The sequence below is a fragment of the Candidatus Binataceae bacterium genome (assembly GCA_035650475.1).
Lineage (GTDB): Bacteria > Desulfobacterota > Binatia > Binatales > Binataceae > JAKAVN01.
In genome coordinates this window covers 866,791-884,969 of sequence record DASRHP010000012.1, presented here as the reverse complement: position 1 = coordinate 884,969, position 18,179 = coordinate 866,791, and the positions used below count along the sequence as shown (strand labels likewise).

Below are 18,179 nucleotides of genomic sequence, written 5' to 3'. Positions count from 1 at the left end.
CCCCTGCTACCTGACGGCCTTGCCGACGCGGTTCCAGCGTATGCCGAAAGTCGAGTGGCTGTCATCACCCCACGACCAATATATGAACAGGGCGTGCCCCTCGATCTGGTCGAAGCTGACGGTGCCCCAGAATCGGCTATCGTAGCTGTGGTCGCGATTGTCGCCCATCATGAAGAACTTGCCTGCCGGCACCGTGAACGGGCCGTAGTTGTCGCGCGGCGAATAGGCCGAACGTTCGCGGGTGGGGACCTCGAAATGCGCGTGCGGATCGGGCATCGGCTTGCCATTGAGCCAGACCACGCCGCTTTTGACCTCGATCGTGTCGCCGCCGACGCCGATCACGCGCTTGATGAAATCCTTGGTCGGGTCCACTGGGAAGACGAAGACCACGACGTCCCCGCGATGGACCTGGCCGAAGCGGAAAAGGTACCGACCGTAGGGGATTTCGCCGGCCAGCGGCGTGAAACCGAACAACGAATCGGGCATCCGCAGCCCGTAGGCGACCTTGTTGACCATGATGTGGTCGCCAATGAGCAGCGTCGGCTCCATCGAGCCCGACGGAATTTTGTAGGCCTGGATCAGGAAGGTGCGCAGGATGACGGCGAGGAAGAAGGCGACGACGATCGCCTCGACCCATTCGCGCACCTCCGAGCGCTGGGGCCCGGGCAGTTCGGCCGCCCGCCGCGCCGCGACGGTACCTTCCTCGGGCGGAATCTTGCGCACGCTGCCGGCCGGTGGAGGGGCCATATCAGAGGTGCCTCACTCGCCGACCTTGAGCAGGGCCAGAAACGCCTCCTGCGGAATTTCGACCCTGCCAACCTGCTTCATCCGCCGTTTGCCTTCCTTCTGCTTTTCGAGGAGCTTGCGCTTGCGCGTGACGTCGCCGCCGTAGCACTTGGCGGTGACGTTCTTGCGCAGCGGCTTGACGCTCTCGCGCGCGAGAATCTTTGCCCCGATCGCGGCCTGGATTGCCACCTCGAACATCTGGCGCGGGATGAGCTCGCGCATTTTCTCGCACAGCGCTCGCCCGCGCTCGTAGGCCCGTTCCCGATGGACGATCACGGAGAGGGCGTCGACCACCTCCCCGTTTATCCGGAGGTCCAATTTAACCAGAGACTCCGCCCGGAAGTCCAGAAATTCGTAGTCCAGCGAAGCGTAACCGCGGCTGAGTGACTTCAGGCGGTCGTAGAAATCGAAGACGATCTCGGCCAGCGGCATCTCGTAGTGCAGGATCGCGCGCCCGCGCCCGGCAAACCGCAGGTCGCGCTGGACGCCGCGGCGCTCCTCGCATAGGCGCATCACCGCACCCAGGTACTCCTCGGGCAGATGGATCGTCGCCAGGATGAATGGCTCCTCGATGCTCTCGATTTCCGCTTCGTCGGGCAACCGCGACGGATTGTCCACCATCACGATTTCGCCGTCGCTCCTGCGCACCCGATAAACGACGGTCGGCGCGGTCACGACCAGGTTGATGCCGAACTCGCGCTCCAGCCGTTCCTGCGCAATCTCCATATGCAGCAGGCCAAGAAAGCCCGCGCGGAATCCGAAGCCGAGCGCCTGCGAGGTTTCAGGCTCGAACACCAGGCTCGCATCGTTCAGGCGCAGCTTGTCGATCGCGTCGCGCAGCGCGCCGTACTGGTTGGCCTCGGTCGGGTAGAGCCCGGCGAAGACCATCGGCTTGAGCTCCTTGAAGCCGGCCAAGGGCTGCGCCGCCGGCCGCACCGCGTCGGTTATCGTGTCTCCAACCCGCAGGTCGGCGACGGTCTTGATCCCGGCGGCGATGAGCCCGACCTCGCCGGGCCCGAGCGCTTCGACCTCCACCTCGTGCGGCGTGAATAATCCCAGGCGCATCACCTCGCCGCTCTTGCCCGTGCTCATCAGGCGCACCTGTGCCCCGCGGCGTAACTCGCCGTCGAAGACACGCACCAGCCCGATCGCGCCCTGGTAGGCGTCGTACCAACTGTCGAAGATGAGCGCGCGGGTGGGCGCGCCGGGCGTCAGGCGCGGCGGCGGGATGCGCGTCACAACCGCTTCGAGCACCTCGTCGATCCCGATTCCTTCCTTGGCGCTGGCCAGGATCGCTTCCGCCGCGTCGAGTCCGATCACTTCCTCGATTTGCGCCCGGGTGCGCTCGACGTCGGCGCCGGGAAGGTCGATCTTGTTGATAACCGGCACGATTTCCAACCCGTGGTCGAGCGCCATGTACACGTTGGCCAAGGTCTGCGCCTCGACGCCCTGGCTGGCGTCGATTACCAGCAGGGCGCCCTCGCAGGCGGCCAGGCTGCGCGACACCTCGTAAGCGAAGTCAACGTGGCCGGGAGTATCTATCAGGTTGAGGGTGTAAGTTCTGCCGTCGTGTGCGGTGTAGCTGAGGCGCACGGCGCGCGCCTTGATTGTGATACCGCGCTCGCGCTCGAGATCCATCGAGTCGAGGAACTGCTCCTTGAGCTCGCGCTTGCTGAGCGCACCAGTGCGTTCCAGCAGGCGGTCGGCGAGCGTCGACTTGCCGTGGTCGATATGCGCGATGATGGAGAAGTTGCGGATCAGCGCGGGATCGGTCATTGGCGTGGCGCGCGGGCGGTCAGCCGCGCACGATCACCCTCCAGGCCATGCAGCACACCTGCCATCATAGCATTTCGCTTCAGTGCGCCGTGCGTTCGCGGAAGAATTGCAGGGTTTGGGCAAGTCCGTCTCTGAGCGCCACCGCCGGACGCCAGCCGAGCTCACGCGCCGCGCGCGCGGCCGAAATGACCGAGCGGCGCTGCTCGCCCGGGCGCGCCGGTGCGTACTCGGGCGGGCGGCTGACGCCGGCGCACGCCGCAAGTTCCGCGTAGAGCTGGTTGACGCTAGTCTCGAGGCCGGTGCCGATGTTGAAGGTGCCCGACACAGTGGCCTCGAGGGCCGCCAGGTTGGCACGCACGACGTCGCCGACGAAGACGTAGTCGCGGGTCTGCTCGCCGTCGCCGAAGATCGTGACCGGACGCCCTTCGAGAATCCGTCCACAGAAGATCGCGACCACGCCCGCCTCGCCGTGCGGGTCTTGGCGCGGCCCGTACACGTTGGCGTAACGCAGCGCCACGTAATCGATGGCGTACTGCACACGGTAGAAGAACAGGTACTTCTCGGTCGCCGCCTTGGCCACCCCGTAGGGGCTTACCGGGCGCAGCGGATGCTCCTCGTCGCAGGGGAACTGGTCCTGCTCGCCATAGATGGCACCGCCGGTGGAGGCGAAGATCACCCGCCGCAGGCCGTGCTGACGCGCCGACTCCATCAAGTTGAGAAACCCCACCAGGTTGACCTGCGCGTCGAAAACGGGATCGGCGACCGAGCGCCGTACGTCCATCTGGGCCGCCAGATGGACGATAATTTCAGGCCGCTCGCGCTCGATGATGCCGCGCACCGCGCCTGCGTCGCGCAGGTCGGCCTGATGAAAGCGCGCGGCCGGGTTGACTTGCTCGCGCTTGCCCGAGGAGAGGTCGTCGAGTACGACAACTTCGCATCCGCCACGCGCGAGCAGCGCGTCGACCGTATGCGAGCCGATGAAGCCGGCGCCGCCGGTTACCAGGATACGCATCGCCAGCTCCTCGACCGGCTACACCGGCCGGCGCCCGATCGAGTAGTAGCGGAACTCCAGCGCCTTCATCAGCGCCGGGTCGTAAAGGTTACGGCCATCGAAGATCACCGGATGCTTGAGCATCGTGCGGATGCGCTGGAAGTTGGGATGACGGAACTCGGGCCACTCGGTCAGGATGAGCAGCGCGTCGGCGCCGGCCAGCGCCTCGTAGTTGTTCTGATGGTAGGAGATACGGTCGCCGAAGAAGCGTTGCGCGCTGCGCAGCGCCTCGGGATCATGCGCCTGCACCCGAGCGCCCGCCGCCATCAGCTCTTCGATAACGGTCAGCGAGGGCGCCTCGCGCATGTCGTCGGTGCGCGGCTTGAAAGCCAGCCCCCATATCGCAAACGTGCGCCCCTTCAGATCGGCGCCGAAGTGCTGGCGGACCCGGTCAGCGAGCAGATGCTTCTGGCGCGCGTTGACCTCGTCGGTCGCCCGCAGGAGGGTGAAATCGAGATGATGCTCGGCGGCGCTGTGGATCAGCGCCTGCACGTCCTTGGGAAAGCACGAGCCGCCGTAGCCGACGCCGGGAAAGAGAAACTGCGAGCCGATCCGGCGGTCGGAGCCCATCCCGCGCCGCACGTCGTTAATCTCGGCGCCCACCGCCTCGCACAGGTTCGCCATCTCGTTGATGAAGGACACCCGCATCGCGAGCATCGCGTTGCACGCGTACTTGGTCAGCTCGGCCGAGCGCGGTTCCATCACGATCACCGGGTTGTCGGTGCGCAGAAACGGCGCGTGCAGCTCGCGCAGGATCGCGGTCGCCTGCTCGCTGGTCGAGCCGATCACGACTCGGTCCGGCCGCATGAAATCCTCGATCGCGGAGCCTTCCTTGAGAAACTCGGGGCACGAGCAGACGTCTACGCGATGGCGCGCTACGGCCTTGACGATCTCGCGCACGCGGTCGTTGGTTCCGACCGGAACGGTGCTCTTGACCGCGACGATGTGATAGCCGGCGACCGCGCGCGCGATATCCTCAGCCGCCCGCATCACGCCGCTTAGGTCGGCGGCGCCGCTTTTGCTCATCGGCGTGCCCACCGCGATGAACGACACCATCGAGGAGCCGACCGCCTCGGCGACGTCGGTGGTGAAGCGCAGCCGCCCCTCCTTGACGTTGCGCCGGACCAGTTCTTCCAGCCCGGGTTCGTAGATCGGCACGCCGCCGGCGCGGAGCTGCTCGATCCGCGCGCGGTCGATATCCACGCAGACCACTTCGTTGCCGCTCTCGGCGAAACAGGTACCGCTGACCAGCCCCACATACCCCGTTCCCACAACCGCGATGTTCATCTCAGAATTGTTCCTTGATCACGTAGATCGGCTTGCCCTGCGACTCATGGTAGGTCCGCGTCAGCATCTCGCCGAGCAGACCGAGGCTGATGAACTGCACGCCCACGATGAGCAGGAGGATTGCCAGCAGAAGCGCCGGGCGGTTGTGCAGCTCATAGCCAAGCGCAATTTTCTCCACCACTAGTATACCCGTCCAGACGGCCCCGATTAGCCCCGTCACCAGGCCGATCGCGCCGAAAATCTGGATCGGGCGGGTCGAGTAACCCGACAGAAACTTGACCGTCAGCAGGTCGAGGAAGGTCCGGATGATCCGTCCGGGGCCGTACTTGGAGCTGCCCGCCCGCCGCGGCCGGAAATTGACCTCGACCTCGGTGATCCGCGCGCCGTGTTCGGCGGCGATCGCGGGGACGAAACGATGCATCTCGCCGTAGAGCATCAGGCGCTGCGCAAGCTCCCGCCGGTAGGCCTTGAGCGTGCAGCCGTAGTCGTGCAGACGCACCCCGGTCATCCACGAAATCAGCCGGTTGGCCGCGACCGACGGCAGCCGGCGCGTCAGTCGCGCCTTCTTCCATCGCTCGGTACGCCAGCCGCTGACGAGGTCGTAGCCCTCGCCCATCTTGGCGAGCAGGCGTGGGATGTCGGCGGGGTCGTTTTCCCCGTCGCCGTCGAGCGCGACCACCGTCTCGCCCGCCGCGTTGTGCAGGCCGCAGGCGAGCGCGGCGGTCTGGCCCGAGTTGCGCGCGAGCCGGATGACGCGGACGTGCGGATCGGTCGCCTTGAGCGCGCGCAGGACCTCGGCGCTGCCGTCGGTCGAGCCGTCGTCAACGAACAGCATTTCCCATGACGAGGCCAGCTTCGGCAGCACGCGCGCGAGCTCCTCGTGCAACGGACCGAGGTTATCCCGCTCGTTGAAAAGCGGAACAACTATTGAGAGGTCCATCGCGAGTACTGCGAATCGGTCAGCTCGATGAAGCTGCGGAAGCGGCGGTCGATCTCGTCCCACGTCAGCCCCACCAGCCGCTCGACCGAAAAGCGCTCGACCACGAAGGAGGCAAGCACGCTGCCGTAAACCACGGCCGTGCGCAGCAAGGGTTCGTTGACCCGGCCGTGGCGCGCCAGCCAGCCCATGAAGCCGCCGGCGAAGGTGTCGCCCGCGCCGCTGGGGTCGATCACCTCCTCCAGCGGATAGGCCGGCACCGCGAACATCGACTCCTTGCCGAACTGGAGCACGCCGTACTCGCCGCGCTTCACCAGCACCGTGCCCGGGCCCATCCTGAGGATGGCGCGCCCGGCGCGCACCAGGTTGTGCTCACCGCTGAGCAGCCGCGCCTCGTCGTCGTTGACCGTCAGAATGTCGATGCGCGAGAGCATCCGGGTCAGCGCGGCGCGCTCATTTTCGATCCAGTGGTTCATCGTATCGGCGGCGACGACCTTGGGGTTCTGCACCTGCCCGAGCACGTGGCTCTGCAGCTCGGGCGCGATGTTGCCGAGGAAGACGTAATCGGCGCGGCGCTGGTCGGGCAGCAGGTCGGGCGCGAAGTCGGCGAAGACGTTAAGCTTCAAGTCGAGCGTGTCGCGCTTGTTCATGTCCTCGTGGTAGCGGCCGTGCCAGCGCATCGTGGGCCCCTCGCGCCGGGCCAGCGCGCGCACGTCGATGTTGCGCTCGGTAAACAGGCGCAGGTCGCCGGGGCGGAAATCGCTGCCCACCGCGGCGACCACGCTGACCGGCGAGAAAAAGCGCGCGGCCAGCGCGAAGAAGCTCGCCGAGCCGCCGAGGACGTCGTCCGCCCTGCCATTTTGGGTCTCGATCGTGTCGTAGGCGACCGAGCCGACCACTACGATGCTCATACCGAACGATACGCCGGGGCGTGCCTCATCGCGCTCCTCTGTGACGTTGCTGCGGGTTAGATTTGCCGCGGGTTAGAGATATTTGCCGATAAGCGGCCGCAGAGCGGCGGCGACCTTGGGCGGAATTACGGCCTTGTCGGTGACGATCGTATCGCGCAGCGCGGTGGGACAGGCGCAGTCGCGCGTGCGCGGGGCGACCCGCCGCGCGAGGTTGGCGATCGCCTGCTGGGCGCGCTCGACGTTGAGCCGCATCACGCGCAGGATTTCCGCGATATCCACCGCCGCCACGCTGTGATGCCAGCAGTCGTAGTCGGTGACCAGGACCAGCGCCGCGTAACACATCTCGGCCTCGCGCGCCAACCGCGCCTCCTGCATCGCGGTCATGCTGATTACGTCGGCGCCCCACTGCCGGTACAGGTTGGACTCGGCGCGGGTGGAGAACTGCGGTCCCTCGATACAGAGGTAAGTGCCGCCACGATGGACACGCGAGGCGGTCTGCCCCGCCGCCGCGGCCAGCTCGCGGCTGAGCGCCGCGCACACCGGGTCGGCCAGCGAGACGTGGACCACGATGCCTTCGCCGAAGAAGCTCTCGGGGCGTTTGAAGGTGCGGTCGATGAACTGGTCGGGTACCACGAGGTCGCCGGGCTGAAGCTCCTCGCGCAGACTGCCCGCGGTGCTGACCGAGATCAGGTGGTCCACGCCGAGCTGCTTCATCCCGAAGACGTTGGCGCGGAAGTTCAATTCGGAGGGCATCATGCGATGGCCGCGGCCGTGACGCGAGAGGAAGACCACCTCGGCATCGCCGAGCCAGCCGCGGAAGTAGGGGTCCGACGGGCGGCCGAAGGGCGTGTCGAGTTCAACCTGCTCGACGCGCTCCAGACCCTGCATCTGGTAGAAGCCGCTGCCGCCGATTACTCCCAGCACCGTTTTCGCCATCGCCGAAACCCAACCCTCCTCAGGCGCGTTGCCGCTCCGCGTACAGCTGTCCGCAGGCGGCGGCGATATCCCCTCCGCGACTTTCGCGGACAGTTGCGGTCAAATTACCCTGCCGCAGAATCGCTTGAAAGCCCTCGACTGCGGCGCGCGGCGACGGCGTGAAGGAGGCGCCGGCGAACCGGTTGAAGAAGATCAGGTTGACCTTGGCCCGCAGCGGCCCGAGCATCCGCACCAGCCGGCGCGCGTCGTCCGGTCCGTCATTGACCCCGGCCAGCATCACGTACTCAAAGGTGATTCGATCGCGCCGCTTGATCGGCAGCCGCCGGCAGGTCTCGATCAGCGCCGCCAGCGGATAGCGCCGGTTGATCGGGGCGAGACGGTCGCGCGTTTCGTCGGCAGTCGCGTGGAGCGAAACCGCGAGGTTGATCGACGGGAATTCGGTCAGCAGCCGCTCCATCGCGGGCACCAGCCCGACGCTCGAAACCGTGATCCGCCGCGGCGAGATTCCCATCCCCCACGCCGAGGTCATGATCCGCAGCGCGCGCGCCAGGCGCGGATAGTTGGCGAGCGGCTCGCCCATCCCCATAAAGACGTAATTGGTCAGCTCCTCGCCGGGCGCGAGCGCGCGGCGCGCCGCGGCAACCTGACTCACGATTTCAGCCGCGCTGAGATTGCGATGGAGCCCCATGCGGGCGGTGGCGCAGAACTCGCACGCCATCGCGCATCCGCACTGGCTCGACAAGCACAGCGTAACGCGCTCGCCAGCCGGGATAATGACGGTTTCGATTGCCTCGCCGTCGACAAGCGCGACCAGCAGCTTGCGCGTACCGTCGGCGGAGCGAGCGACGGCGGCGTTGGGGATTGGGTTGATTTTAAAGTGTTTCTTTAGATATTCGCGGAACTCCGCCGGCAGGTCAGACATCGCGTCGAAGTCTGTCGCTCCTCGCCGCCACAGCCAACCCATCACCTGGTGCGCCCGGAACGCGCGCTCGCCCGCGGCGACGACGAACTGCTCCAGTTCGTCGAGCATCAGCTCACGGATGTCGCGCGGTTCGGGGGCCGCCGGCGTCGGATAATGCGTTGGATGGGTCTGCAAGGCCACGAGGCTAGAGTCTAAACGAAAACGCGGGCGGTTCGGAGAGGGGTGACCGCCAGTGTTTATCCATCGTGGCGAGCGGGGGCGTCGCCCACCGCTCAGCCCGCTACGACGCGATCTGCGTGCCCTGCGCAGCGACCAGCCGCCATCGGCCGTGCTGCCTGATGTAGACGTGGGTGTAGCGGCTGCGCACCGCGAAGGGCGTCTGCTCGACACGCCCGCGCATCTCGGTGCGACCGGTGATCACTGCGGCTGAGCCGTAGAGCCGCGCGCGCGTTTCAGCGGACTCGACCGGCTCGAAACTCAGCCGTCCCGACCGGATCAGTGCGAGCATCGCGGCCTTGGGAACCTCGGCGCCGCGCATCACTTCGATCAAGGTGAAATCGTCGGCCAGAATGCGGTCGAGCGTTTCCGCGTCGCCCTCGGCCAGCGCCGCGAAGAACTCGCGATCGGCGGCCAGCGCAGTGGATTCGTCCTTCATCGCTGAACTCCAATGAAGACGGAAAGGTTGGAGTCTAGCTGACGATATCGAGGCCGCTGAAGAAGAACGCGACTTCGCGAGCGGCGGTTTCCGGAGCGTCAGAGCCGTGCACAGCATTCTGCTCGACGTTCTGTCCGAAGTCCTTGCGAATCGTGCCCGCCGCCGCCTTGGCCGGGTCGGTCGCGCCCATCAGCTCGCGCCAACGCGCGATCGCGCCGTCGGCCTCCAGCACCGCGACCACCACCGGCCCCGACGACATGTACTCGCACAGCGAGGAGTAAAACGGCCGCGCCTTGTGCACCTCGTAGAACGACTCGGCCTGCGCGCGTGTCAGCCGCATCAGGCGCATCGCGCGCAGCTTGAGCCCCCTGCCCTCGATGCGCTTGAGGATATCGCCGGTAAGCCCGCGCGCGACCGCGTCGGGCTTGATGATTGCCAATGTCCGTTCCAAGGCCATCGCGCTTGCGCCCTAATTGCGCCGCGCGTCGAGCGCGGCCTTCATCGTGATGCCCAGCTCGGCCGGACTCTTCGCGACGTTGACCCCGGCGGCCTTGAGCGCCGCGATCTTGTCGGCGGCGCTGCCGCGTCCGCCCGAGATGATCGCGCCCGCATGGCCCATCCGCCGTCCCTTGGGCGCGGTCTGGCCGGCGATGAATGCGACCACGGGCTTGCGGAAGTTCTGCTTGATATAGGCGGCCGCCTCTTCCTCGGCGGTGCCCCCGATCTCGCCTATGAAGATCACGGCGTCAGTGTTGGGATCCTTGTTGAACAGCTCGAGCACATCGATCTGGCTGGTGCCGATGATCGGATCGCCGCCGATGCCGACGCAGGTTGACTGCCCGATGCCGAGCTGAGTGAGCTGATGCACCGCCTCGTAGGTCAGCGTGCCCGAGCGCGAGATCACACCCACGCGCCCGGGCTTGTGGATATAGCCCGGCATGATTCCGATCTTGCACTCGCCCGGAGTGATCACGCCGGGACAATTGGGACCGATGAGGCGCGAGTTACTGCGGGCGAGGTAGTGTTTGACCTTGACCATGTCGAGCACAGGGATGCCCTCGGTGATGCAGATGATGAGTTCGATTCCGGCGGCGGCGGCCTCGAGGATGGCGTCGGCGGCGAATGGCGGCGGCACGTAAATGACGCTGGCGTTGGCGCCGGTCGTCTTGCGCGCCTGCTCGACGGTGTCGAAGATCGGGATGCCCTCGAAGTCCGTGCCGCCCTTGCCGGGCACCACTCCGCCGACCATCTGGGTGCCGTACTCGCGGCAGGCGCGGGTATGGAACTGGCCGGTGGCGCCGGTGATGCCCTGAGTGAGGACGCGGGTGTTCTTGTTGACCAGGATGCTCATCGAAAAGTCCTGCTAGCGGATCGCTTCGACCACGCGGCGCGCCGCGTCGGCCATGTCGTTGGCGGCGATGACCTTGATCCCCGACTCGGCGAGGATCCGTTTACCCTGCTCGACGTTGGTGCCTTCCATTCGCACCACCAGCGGCACGCTCAGCTTGACCTCGCGCGCCGCCTCGACCACGCCGCGGGCAAGCACGTCGCACTGCATGATCCCGCCGAAGACGTTGATCAGCACCGCCTTGACGCGCGAGTCGGAGAGCAGGATGCGGAAGGCGGCGGCGATTTTCTCGGCGTTGGCGCCGCCGCCGACGTCGAGGAAGTTGGCTGGCTCGGCGCCGTAGTACTTGACGATGTCCATCGTCGCCATCGCCAGCCCCGCGCCGTTGACCATGCATCCGATGTTGCCGTCGAGATGGACATAGCTGAGGTCATACTTGGCGGCTTCGGTCTCGGCCGGGTCCTCCTCGTTGGGGTCGCGCAGTTCGCGGATGTCGGGATGGCGAAACAGGCCATTGTCGTCGAAGGCGATCTTCGCGTCGAGGCACATCACGCGCCCGTCCTGGGTGACCACCAGCGGATTGATTTCGATTAGCGAGGCGTCGGTGTCGACGAACGCCTTGTAGAGCGCGCCGAGCAGGCTTGCGAACTGGCCGACCTGCTTGTCCTTCAGCCCGAGCGCAAAGGCGATCTTGCGCGCCAGAAACCCGCTCATCCCGAGCAGTGGATCGACCGGCTCGGTGATGATCTTGTCGGGCGTCTTCGCCGCGACCTCCTCGATCTCCATTCCGCCTTCGGTGCTGGCGATGACCGCGACGGCAGCCGCCTTGCGATCGACCACCATCCCCAGGTACAGCTCGCGCGCGACCGCGCTGGCCTCCTCGACGTAAACGCGGCGCACGACGCGCCCCTCGGGGCCGGTCTGATGGGTCACCAGCGGCTTGCCGAGCAGTTGGGCGGCAAACTCGCGCGCCTCGTCGGCGGAGTTTACGAGCTTTACCCCACCGGCCTTGCCGCGGCCGCCGGCGTGGATCTGCGCCTTCACCACCGCCTTGGGCTGGCCGAGCGCGCGAAAGGCGGCCGCCGCCTCGTCGGGCGTGGAGGCGGGTTGGCCCTTGGGCACCGACGCGCCGAAGCGGCCGAGGATCTGTTTGGCCTGGAATTCGTGGATGTTCATGCTTTTCCTTGCTGGTGCAGACCGGCTCGCTGCGCTGGGTGATCGATGGCGATGCCCGGCGGCCGCCGCGCGTTCAGCCCGCGACCGCCTTGTCCATCGCCTCGACCAGCTCGCGCACGTGCGCGACCGAGCTGTCGAAGGCGGCCTTCTCGGCCGCGGTGAGCTGGATTTCGACCACGCGCTCGACACCGCCGGCGCCGATCACGACCGGCACCCCGGCGTACAGCCCGCGCACGCCGTATTCGCCCTCGAGGTAGGCGGCCGCAGGCAGCACTTCCTTGCGGTCGAGGACGAACGCTTCGACCATCCGGAACACCGCCGCGCCCGCCGCGTAGTACGACGAGGTCTTCATCAGCTCGACGATCTCGCCGCCGCCGTTGCGCGTGCGTTTTTCGATCTCGTCGAGGCGCTTGGGCGCGATCATCCGCTCGATCGGGACTCCGCCGGCGGTGGTGTAGCTGCGTACCGGCACCATGTCGTCACCGTGTCCGCCGAGCACCATCGCGCCGACGCTATCCACCGAAATGCCCAGCTCCATCGCAAGGAACGTCCGATAGCGCGCGGAATCGAGCACGCCCGCTTGTCCGACCACGCGGTTTTTAGGAAAACCGGTCACCCGTTTGATCTGCGTCACCATTGCGTCGAGCGGATTGGTGACGACGATCACGAAAGCCTCGGGCGCATGCTGCTTGATCGCGCCGCCGACCTGGTTCATCACGCCGGCGTTGATCTTCAGCAGGTCGTCGCGGCTCATCCCGGGCTTGCGCGGCGAGCCCGAGGTCACCACGCAGCAGTCGGCGCCCTCGATTATCCGGATGTCGGTCGAGCCGCTGACGTTGACGTCGACGCCGAGCACCGGCGCCGATTCGAGCATGTCGAGCGCCTTGCCCTGGGGCAGGCCATCGATGATGTCGAAGAGCGCGATATCGCCCAGTTTGCGCAGAAAGCACAGGTGGGCACAGGTTGCGCCGACGTTGCCGGCGCCGATGAATGCGATTTTCCTACGTTTGATCACACCCTTGCCGCGAGGGGCGAGGCCCCCGCCTCCGTGAGGCTAACTTATATCTCCGCTATCGTCGCGCGCACAAATCTTCTTGGAAAAAGTGCGCGGCCCGCTTCACCGCGCCGTCCGCGACCCTTTTCCAATACCAGCCCGCGACCGCGATGGGAAGGCGCGCGGCGCCTGCGCGGCCGTTTTGTGGCCGGCGCCCGGCCGTGTTAGACAACCCTCGAAACAGGCAAAGAGGAGGGACATCAGCAATGGCGGCCGATCTCGAGGCCCGCGTACGCGAACTCGAAACCAAAGTGCGGGAGCTTGCCGACCGCGAAGCCATCCGCGACCTGCGCAATCGCTACCACGAATACATCAACGACGCCCGCTTCGACGAGATCGCCGACCTCTTCAGCGACGACGGCGAGATCAACTTCGGCCACCTCGGCACCGCCCACGGCCGGGAGGAGATCAAGCGCTTCTTCGGCGGGCTGCGGCCGCGCAATCCCGACAGCGGCGCCACTAAGGACTGGCGCCCGCGGCTCTCGCGCGTGCGCCAGTTCATCCACAACCACGTCGTCGAGGTCCACGGCGACGTCGCCCGCGGCTTCGCCTACCTCGAAGCCAAGCCGGTGTACAAGGGCGAGAGCTACGTGGTGGCGGCGCGCTATGACGACGACTACGTCCGGCAGAACGGGAAGTGGAAGTTCAAGCGGATGGTGCTGACGCCGTATTTCATGGTCCCGCTCAAGGAAGGCTGGGCGCAGGACGACCTGCTCAAGATGGGCCACTAAGGCCGCGGCGGCTTGGCCAGCCAGCCTTCGGGTTCAGTGGGCGAAGATTTCCTGCTCGGTTTTCGCCCACGGATAGACATGCACCATCCATCCGAAGATCTGCGGATAGAAGCGCCCGCCCGCCGCTTCGCACGCCGCCCTGGTTGAGATCGACCCGGCGACGCCGAACCTGGTCCAGTCCGCGTTGCGCATCCGGCCCTTGGGCGGGAAGCACAGATTGACGTGGCGATGCCACGTCGCGACGCTCAGAGGCACACGGGCGTCGAGTTGCGCCTCGCTGGCGCCGCGCGGCGCGGTATACATAGCCCCCACCAGCTGGTAACCGCCGTCGGCGGTTCTCCTGTAGAGCAGCGAGGTTGGCGCGGCGGGGTCGAAGGTGAACGCCGCCTTAAGCCCGTTCTGCCAACGGGTGAAATGATAGAAGCGCTGCGGCAATTCGGGATGGAAGGGCTTGAAGCCGTCGGCCTCGGCGACGTGATAGTCCTTGTACTTGGCAAGGGTCGCGCGCAGGGTGGCGACGAGCTGCTCGGCACGCTCGCGGTCGGCGGCGGTCTCGGGCCGCGTATGGCTCCACGCCATGTGCGCCGCCATCGCGGCGTGCGCGACCATGTGCTCGGACGCCATCGCAGAGTCGGCGGCGTCCGGATTGGTGCCTGCGCCGCGCATGCCCATCATCGCGGCAGGCCCCGCATCCTCCGCCGCGTCGGCTTCGCCGTCTGACCCGGCCGGCATCTGATGCGCGCGGGCGGGGAGCGCCGCCAGCGCGAGCATCAACGCCGTCGCCGCCGCGATGGCCGCGTCACGCAACGTCATCCTTGTCTCCCGCTCCTCGCATGCCCTGCATCGCCGAGTACGCTCGCAGCGCCTTCCGGTTACGTCACGAAACGCTGACGCAAGACGCACAGCCGCCCGCGGCCGTCGAGCCGCGGGCGGCTTGCGTATCGATCGCTTTGGGCGACGCCGCGTATCCGCGCCGCGCGGGCAAGGCTACATGTTCTCGACGATCGCCTTGCCGAACTCCGAGCACTTGAGCAGCTTCGCGCCCGTCATCAGTCGCTCGAAATCGTAGGTCACGGTCTTGTTGGCGATCGCCCGCTCGAGTCCGCGGATGATCCCGTCGGCCACCTCCTGCCATCCCATGTGCTCGAACATCAGCACGCCCGACAGGATTACCGAACCCGGGTTGACCTTGTCCTGGTTGGCGTACTTGGGCGCGGTGCCGTGGGTCGCCTCGAAGATCGCGTGGCCGGTGACGTAGTTGATGTTGGCGCCGGGGGCGATGCCGATGCCGCCGACCTGCGCCGCCAGCGCGTCGGAGAGATAGTCGCCGTTGAGGTTCATCGTGGCGACGACGTCGAACTCGTCGGGACGGGTCAGCACCTGCTGGAGGGTGATGTCGGCGATGTTGTCCTTGACCAGGATCTGTCCCGCGGGCGGCTTGCCCCCGCAGTCGTCCCAGCCGACCGCCTTGCCCTTGAACTCGCGCCGGGTCAGCTCATAGCCCCAGTCGCGGAAGGCGCCCTCGGTGAACTTCATGATGTTGCCCTTGTGCACGAGGGTGACGCTCTTGCGCTTGTGCGAGATCGCGTAGTTGAGCGCGGCGCGAATAAGCCGCTCGGAGCCCTCGCGTGAGACCGGCTTGATCCCGATGCCCGAGGTGTTGGGGAAGCGGATCTTGGTGACGCCCATCTCCTCGATGAGGAACTTGATAACCTTACGCGCCTCGGGCGTCTCGGCCTGCCATTCGACGCCGGCGTAGATGTCCTCGGTGTTTTCGCGGAAGATGACGACGTCGAGCTTCTCGGGATTGCGCACCGGGCTCGGCACGCCCTTGAAGTAGCGCACCGGGCGCAGGCAGACGTAAAGGTCGAGCATCTGGCGCAGGGCGACGTTGAGCGAACGGATGCCGCCGCCGACCGGCGTAGTCAGTGGGCCCTTGATTCCGACCAAATATTCCTTGAAGGCCTCGATGGTTTCGTCGGGCAGCCAGTTGTTGAACTGGTTATAGGCTTTCTCGCCCGCCCAGACCTCCATCCAGGCTACCTTGCGCTTGCCCCCGTAAACCTTGGCCACCGCGTGATCGAAGACGTACTGCGAAGCGCGCCAGATATCCGGTCCGGTACCGTCGCCCTCGATGAAGGGAATGATCGGGCGGTCGGGCACGCGCAGCCTGCCGTCGGAGCCCATCGTGATCTTTTCGCCGTCGCTGGGAACCTTGATCGTCTTGAACGCCATCTGCCTTTAGCACCCGCTTTGTCGGAGTATGCGCCGCGCTTGCCGAATTGGTGGCGAGCGCGATCAAGCTGACATGGTATAGCAAAGGCGCTCCGGCGCGGGCAAAGCGGAGTTAACGCCCGCGCCGCCCGCTTGCTATAGTTCGGCGCGCGCCCGTCGTGGCTTGTGGCGGCGCTCAACGCGGAGATCAACCATGGATTTCAGCTTCACCCCCGAGCAGGAAGCCTTTCGTACGCGGTTGCGCGAATGGCTGGAGAATACGTCGGCCGAGGTGTTTGGCCGGCGCGCCGACGCGATCGGCGCCTCGACCGCCAGCCTGCTCGATGTCGGCGACGACAGCAAATGGCAGCGCCTGCTCGACTACCATCGGCGGCTGTACGATGCCGGCTACGTCGCGCTGCACTGGCCCAAGGAATGGGGCGGCGGCGGCGCTTCGCTCATCGAGCAGGCGATCTACCAGGACGAGGTGTTGCGCCTGGGCCTGCCGCTGTACGGCGCGAACCAGCTCGCCATCGACCGCATCGGCCCCACCCTCATCATGATGGGCACCGAGCAGCAAAAGCAGCGCTACCTGCGCAGGATGCTGACCGCCGAGGAGATCTGGTGCCAGGGCTACTCCGAGCCCAATGCGGGTTCCGATTTGGCCGGCCTCCAGACCCGCGCGGTGCTTGACGGCGACACCTTCGTAGTCAACGGGCAGAAGGTCTGGACCAGCCTCGCTCAGCGCGCCCACATGCAGGTCCTGCTCGTGCGCACCGATCCAGCGGCGCCCAAGCACAAGGGCATCAGCTATCTGCTGGTGGATATGAAGAGCCCCGGCATCACGATCCGTCCGCTGGTCCAGATAACCGGCGAGGCCGGCTTCAACGAAGTCTTCTACGACAACGTCCGCGTGCCGAAGGAAAACCTCGTCGGCGAGATCAACCAGGGATGGCAGGTTTCGATCGCCACGCTGATGTGGGAGCGCCTCTCCGGCGGCACACGCCATCCGGTCGAGCGCACGATAAACGAGTTGCTGGAACTTTCGCGAAAGGTCGAGTTCGAAGCGATGCCCGCGCATCGCCATCCCTATGTTCGCCAGCACCTCGCACAGTTCGCGATCGAGGCGCGATGCCTGAGGCTGAGCCGCTATCGCGGGCTAACCGCGCAGCTCAAAGGCAAGGTGCCGGGAGCCGAGAGCTCCTTCGGCAAACTGTTTGCGACCGAGCTCAACCTGCGCGTGGCGATGTTTGCCGACGAGCTGCTCGGCCCGTACGCCTCGTTGATGAAGGATTCGATCGGCGCGGTCGAAGGCGGGCGATGGACGATGCGCACGCTGGCGGCGCGCGGGCTGACCATCGCCGCAGGCTCCAGCGAGATCCAGCACAACATCATCGGCGAGCGCGTTCTCAAGCTGCCCAAGGGCTAGGTGAAAATCACAGCGGCTCCCGCCGCATCACGATCCAGAGCACGCAGGAAAGCCCGACCAACAGAACGGGGGCAGCGCTTATCACCAGAATCACATGTGCCATGACAATTCCCTGGCCCGCCGCGACATGCGCGCGTTGAGCGTAGGGTCTTCGCGGAGTCGGCTGCGCAGGGCGGCCGGACGAGTTCGCGCAGGTCTCATATTTCGGACGCGGCTGGTCAAAGCGGTATTCGAGCGCCGCGCGAGCGCCGCACGGCGCGCCGAGTCAAAGCGCGCGGCAAATCATCTTTGAACACTTATTCGGTCGCGAGCTCCGGATTTGAGTTAATCCGCATGCAAGAATAAAAGAGCGGGACTGGCCGCGACTCAGCGCGGCCAAATGCAGGAGGGGAAGCCAATGAGGCAGCGGCTGACGGGTATCGTGCGGATTGCGGCGATTGCGGCGATAGGCTTCGCCGTCGCGGGCGGGGCGACGCGCGCGCGGGCAGCCAAACCGCATCAGCACATATACAACGCCTACCACAAGCTGCGGCGGGCGCACTATGTGATCTCGCATGGCTGCACTCATCTGGGTGGCCATCGCGAAGCAGCCATGCGTCAGGTGGAGGCGGCCAACGGCGAACTGAAGCTGGCGATGGCGAGCGTCCACGGCACTCTGCCCACAACCCCCGAAGGCGGTCCTATCCGCGTCGTCGCCGGCCAGGTTCACCCTTACATGATCGACGCCCTTCGGGAATGTCGCGAGGCCAAAGCGGCGCTCGCCAGCGCCGCGCATGACTTCGGCGGGCACCGAGTCAAAGCGATACAGCACATCGACATCGCAATCGCGGAACTACAGGAGGCCATCAAGGAGCCTGCCTGCAAGAAATAGGGCGCTTCGCGCCAAATCAGCCGGCGGGCGGCCGGCCGGAGGCAGCATGCCGGCCGCTCGCGCGGCTTTTCGGACGCGAAGACTTGCGGCGGACG

Annotated in this window: 18 protein-coding genes; 3 read left to right on the top strand and 15 right to left on the bottom strand. The window is 66.2% G+C overall.

All coding sequences use genetic code 11. The annotated features are described in order from the left end of the window. Positions 1–6: 6 nt before the first annotated feature. From lepB to mdh, 13 genes are all read right to left on the bottom strand, one after another. Entirely contained in the window at positions 7–747 is a 741-nt protein-coding gene (lepB, locus tag VFB33_15705) for a signal peptidase I (protein ID HZO83140.1), read from the bottom strand. 12 nt (positions 748–759) lie between these two features. Further along, on the bottom strand, positions 760–2,562 hold the full coding sequence (lepA, locus tag VFB33_15700; GenBank protein HZO83139.1) for a translation elongation factor 4: 1,803 nt from the start codon (positions 2,560–2,562) through the stop codon (positions 760–762). Between the two features lie 79 nt (positions 2,563–2,641). Beyond that, the gene (locus VFB33_15695; protein ID HZO83138.1) at positions 2,642–3,574 is read right to left on the bottom strand and encodes an NAD-dependent epimerase/dehydratase family protein; all 933 of its coding nucleotides are present in this window, start codon (positions 3,572–3,574) and stop codon (positions 2,642–2,644) included. 18 nt (positions 3,575–3,592) lie between these two features. After that, positions 3,593–4,900: a UDP-glucose/GDP-mannose dehydrogenase family protein gene (locus VFB33_15690; protein ID HZO83137.1), complete on the bottom strand. Its 1,308-nt coding sequence runs from the start codon at positions 4,898–4,900 to the stop codon at positions 3,593–3,595. A 1-nt stretch (position 4,901) separates the two neighbouring features. Continuing rightward, the gene (locus tag VFB33_15685; GenBank protein ID HZO83136.1) at positions 4,902–5,840 is read right to left on the bottom strand and encodes a glycosyltransferase family 2 protein; all 939 of its coding nucleotides are present in this window, start codon (positions 5,838–5,840) and stop codon (positions 4,902–4,904) included. Beyond that, entirely contained in the window at positions 5,825–6,748 is a 924-nt protein-coding gene (locus VFB33_15680; GenBank protein HZO83135.1) for a PfkB family carbohydrate kinase, read from the bottom strand. Before VFB33_15680 ends, VFB33_15685 begins: the two co-directional genes overlap by 16 nt. Before the next feature lie 72 nt (positions 6,749–6,820). Beyond that, positions 6,821–7,684, bottom strand: coding sequence for an S-methyl-5'-thioadenosine phosphorylase (mtnP, locus tag VFB33_15675; GenBank protein HZO83134.1), 864 nt, complete (start codon positions 7,682–7,684; stop codon positions 6,821–6,823). Between the two features lie 19 nt (positions 7,685–7,703). Beyond that, complete coding sequence (gene rlmN / locus VFB33_15670; protein ID HZO83133.1) at positions 7,704–8,786, bottom strand: 23S rRNA (adenine(2503)-C(2))-methyltransferase RlmN; 1,083 nt, start codon at positions 8,784–8,786, stop codon at positions 7,704–7,706. Positions 8,787–8,886: 100 nt separating this feature from the next. After that, the gene (locus VFB33_15665) at positions 8,887–9,261 is read right to left on the bottom strand and encodes a nuclear transport factor 2 family protein (protein ID HZO83132.1); all 375 of its coding nucleotides are present in this window, start codon (positions 9,259–9,261) and stop codon (positions 8,887–8,889) included. Between the two features lie 34 nt (positions 9,262–9,295). Then, complete coding sequence (ndk, locus tag VFB33_15660; protein HZO83131.1) at positions 9,296–9,718, bottom strand: nucleoside-diphosphate kinase; 423 nt, start codon at positions 9,716–9,718, stop codon at positions 9,296–9,298. 12 nt (positions 9,719–9,730) lie between these two features. After that, a complete protein-coding gene (sucD, locus tag VFB33_15655; GenBank protein HZO83130.1) occupies positions 9,731–10,612 on the bottom strand; it encodes a succinate--CoA ligase subunit alpha in 882 nt (293 codons plus the stop codon). Between the two features lie 12 nt (positions 10,613–10,624). Then, positions 10,625–11,785 carry an ADP-forming succinate--CoA ligase subunit beta gene (sucC, locus tag VFB33_15650; GenBank protein ID HZO83129.1) on the bottom strand — a complete coding sequence of 387 codons (1,161 nt, stop codon included), beginning with the start codon at positions 11,783–11,785 and terminating at the stop codon, positions 10,625–10,627. Between the two features lie 73 nt (positions 11,786–11,858). Next, on the bottom strand, positions 11,859–12,800 hold the full coding sequence (mdh, locus tag VFB33_15645) for a malate dehydrogenase (GenBank protein HZO83128.1): 942 nt from the start codon (positions 12,798–12,800) through the stop codon (positions 11,859–11,861). A gap of 245 nt (positions 12,801–13,045) precedes the next feature. Here mdh and VFB33_15640 point away from each other — a divergent pair, with 245 nt between their 5' ends. Next, complete coding sequence (locus tag VFB33_15640; GenBank protein HZO83127.1) at positions 13,046–13,570, top strand: nuclear transport factor 2 family protein; 525 nt, start codon at positions 13,046–13,048, stop codon at positions 13,568–13,570. Positions 13,571–13,603: 33 nt separating this feature from the next. On the opposite strand, the gene VFB33_15635 is transcribed toward VFB33_15640, so the two are convergent. Together VFB33_15635 and icd are read right to left on the bottom strand one after the other, a co-directional pair. Next, the gene (locus VFB33_15635) at positions 13,604–14,383 is read right to left on the bottom strand and encodes a hypothetical protein (protein HZO83126.1); all 780 of its coding nucleotides are present in this window, start codon (positions 14,381–14,383) and stop codon (positions 13,604–13,606) included. Between the two features lie 174 nt (positions 14,384–14,557). After that, positions 14,558–15,805, bottom strand: a complete 1,248-nt coding sequence (icd, locus tag VFB33_15630) for an NADP-dependent isocitrate dehydrogenase (protein HZO83125.1) — start codon at positions 15,803–15,805, stop codon at positions 14,558–14,560. Positions 15,806–15,998: 193 nt separating this feature from the next. Between icd and VFB33_15625 the strand changes: the two genes are divergently transcribed. Beyond that, positions 15,999–17,213, top strand: a complete 1,215-nt coding sequence (locus tag VFB33_15625) for an acyl-CoA dehydrogenase family protein (GenBank protein HZO83124.1) — start codon at positions 15,999–16,001, stop codon at positions 17,211–17,213. Between the two features lie 397 nt (positions 17,214–17,610). Next, positions 17,611–18,084 carry a hypothetical protein gene (locus tag VFB33_15620; GenBank protein ID HZO83123.1) on the top strand — a complete coding sequence of 158 codons (474 nt, stop codon included), beginning with the start codon at positions 17,611–17,613 and terminating at the stop codon, positions 18,082–18,084. Positions 18,085–18,179: the final 95 nt, after the last annotated feature.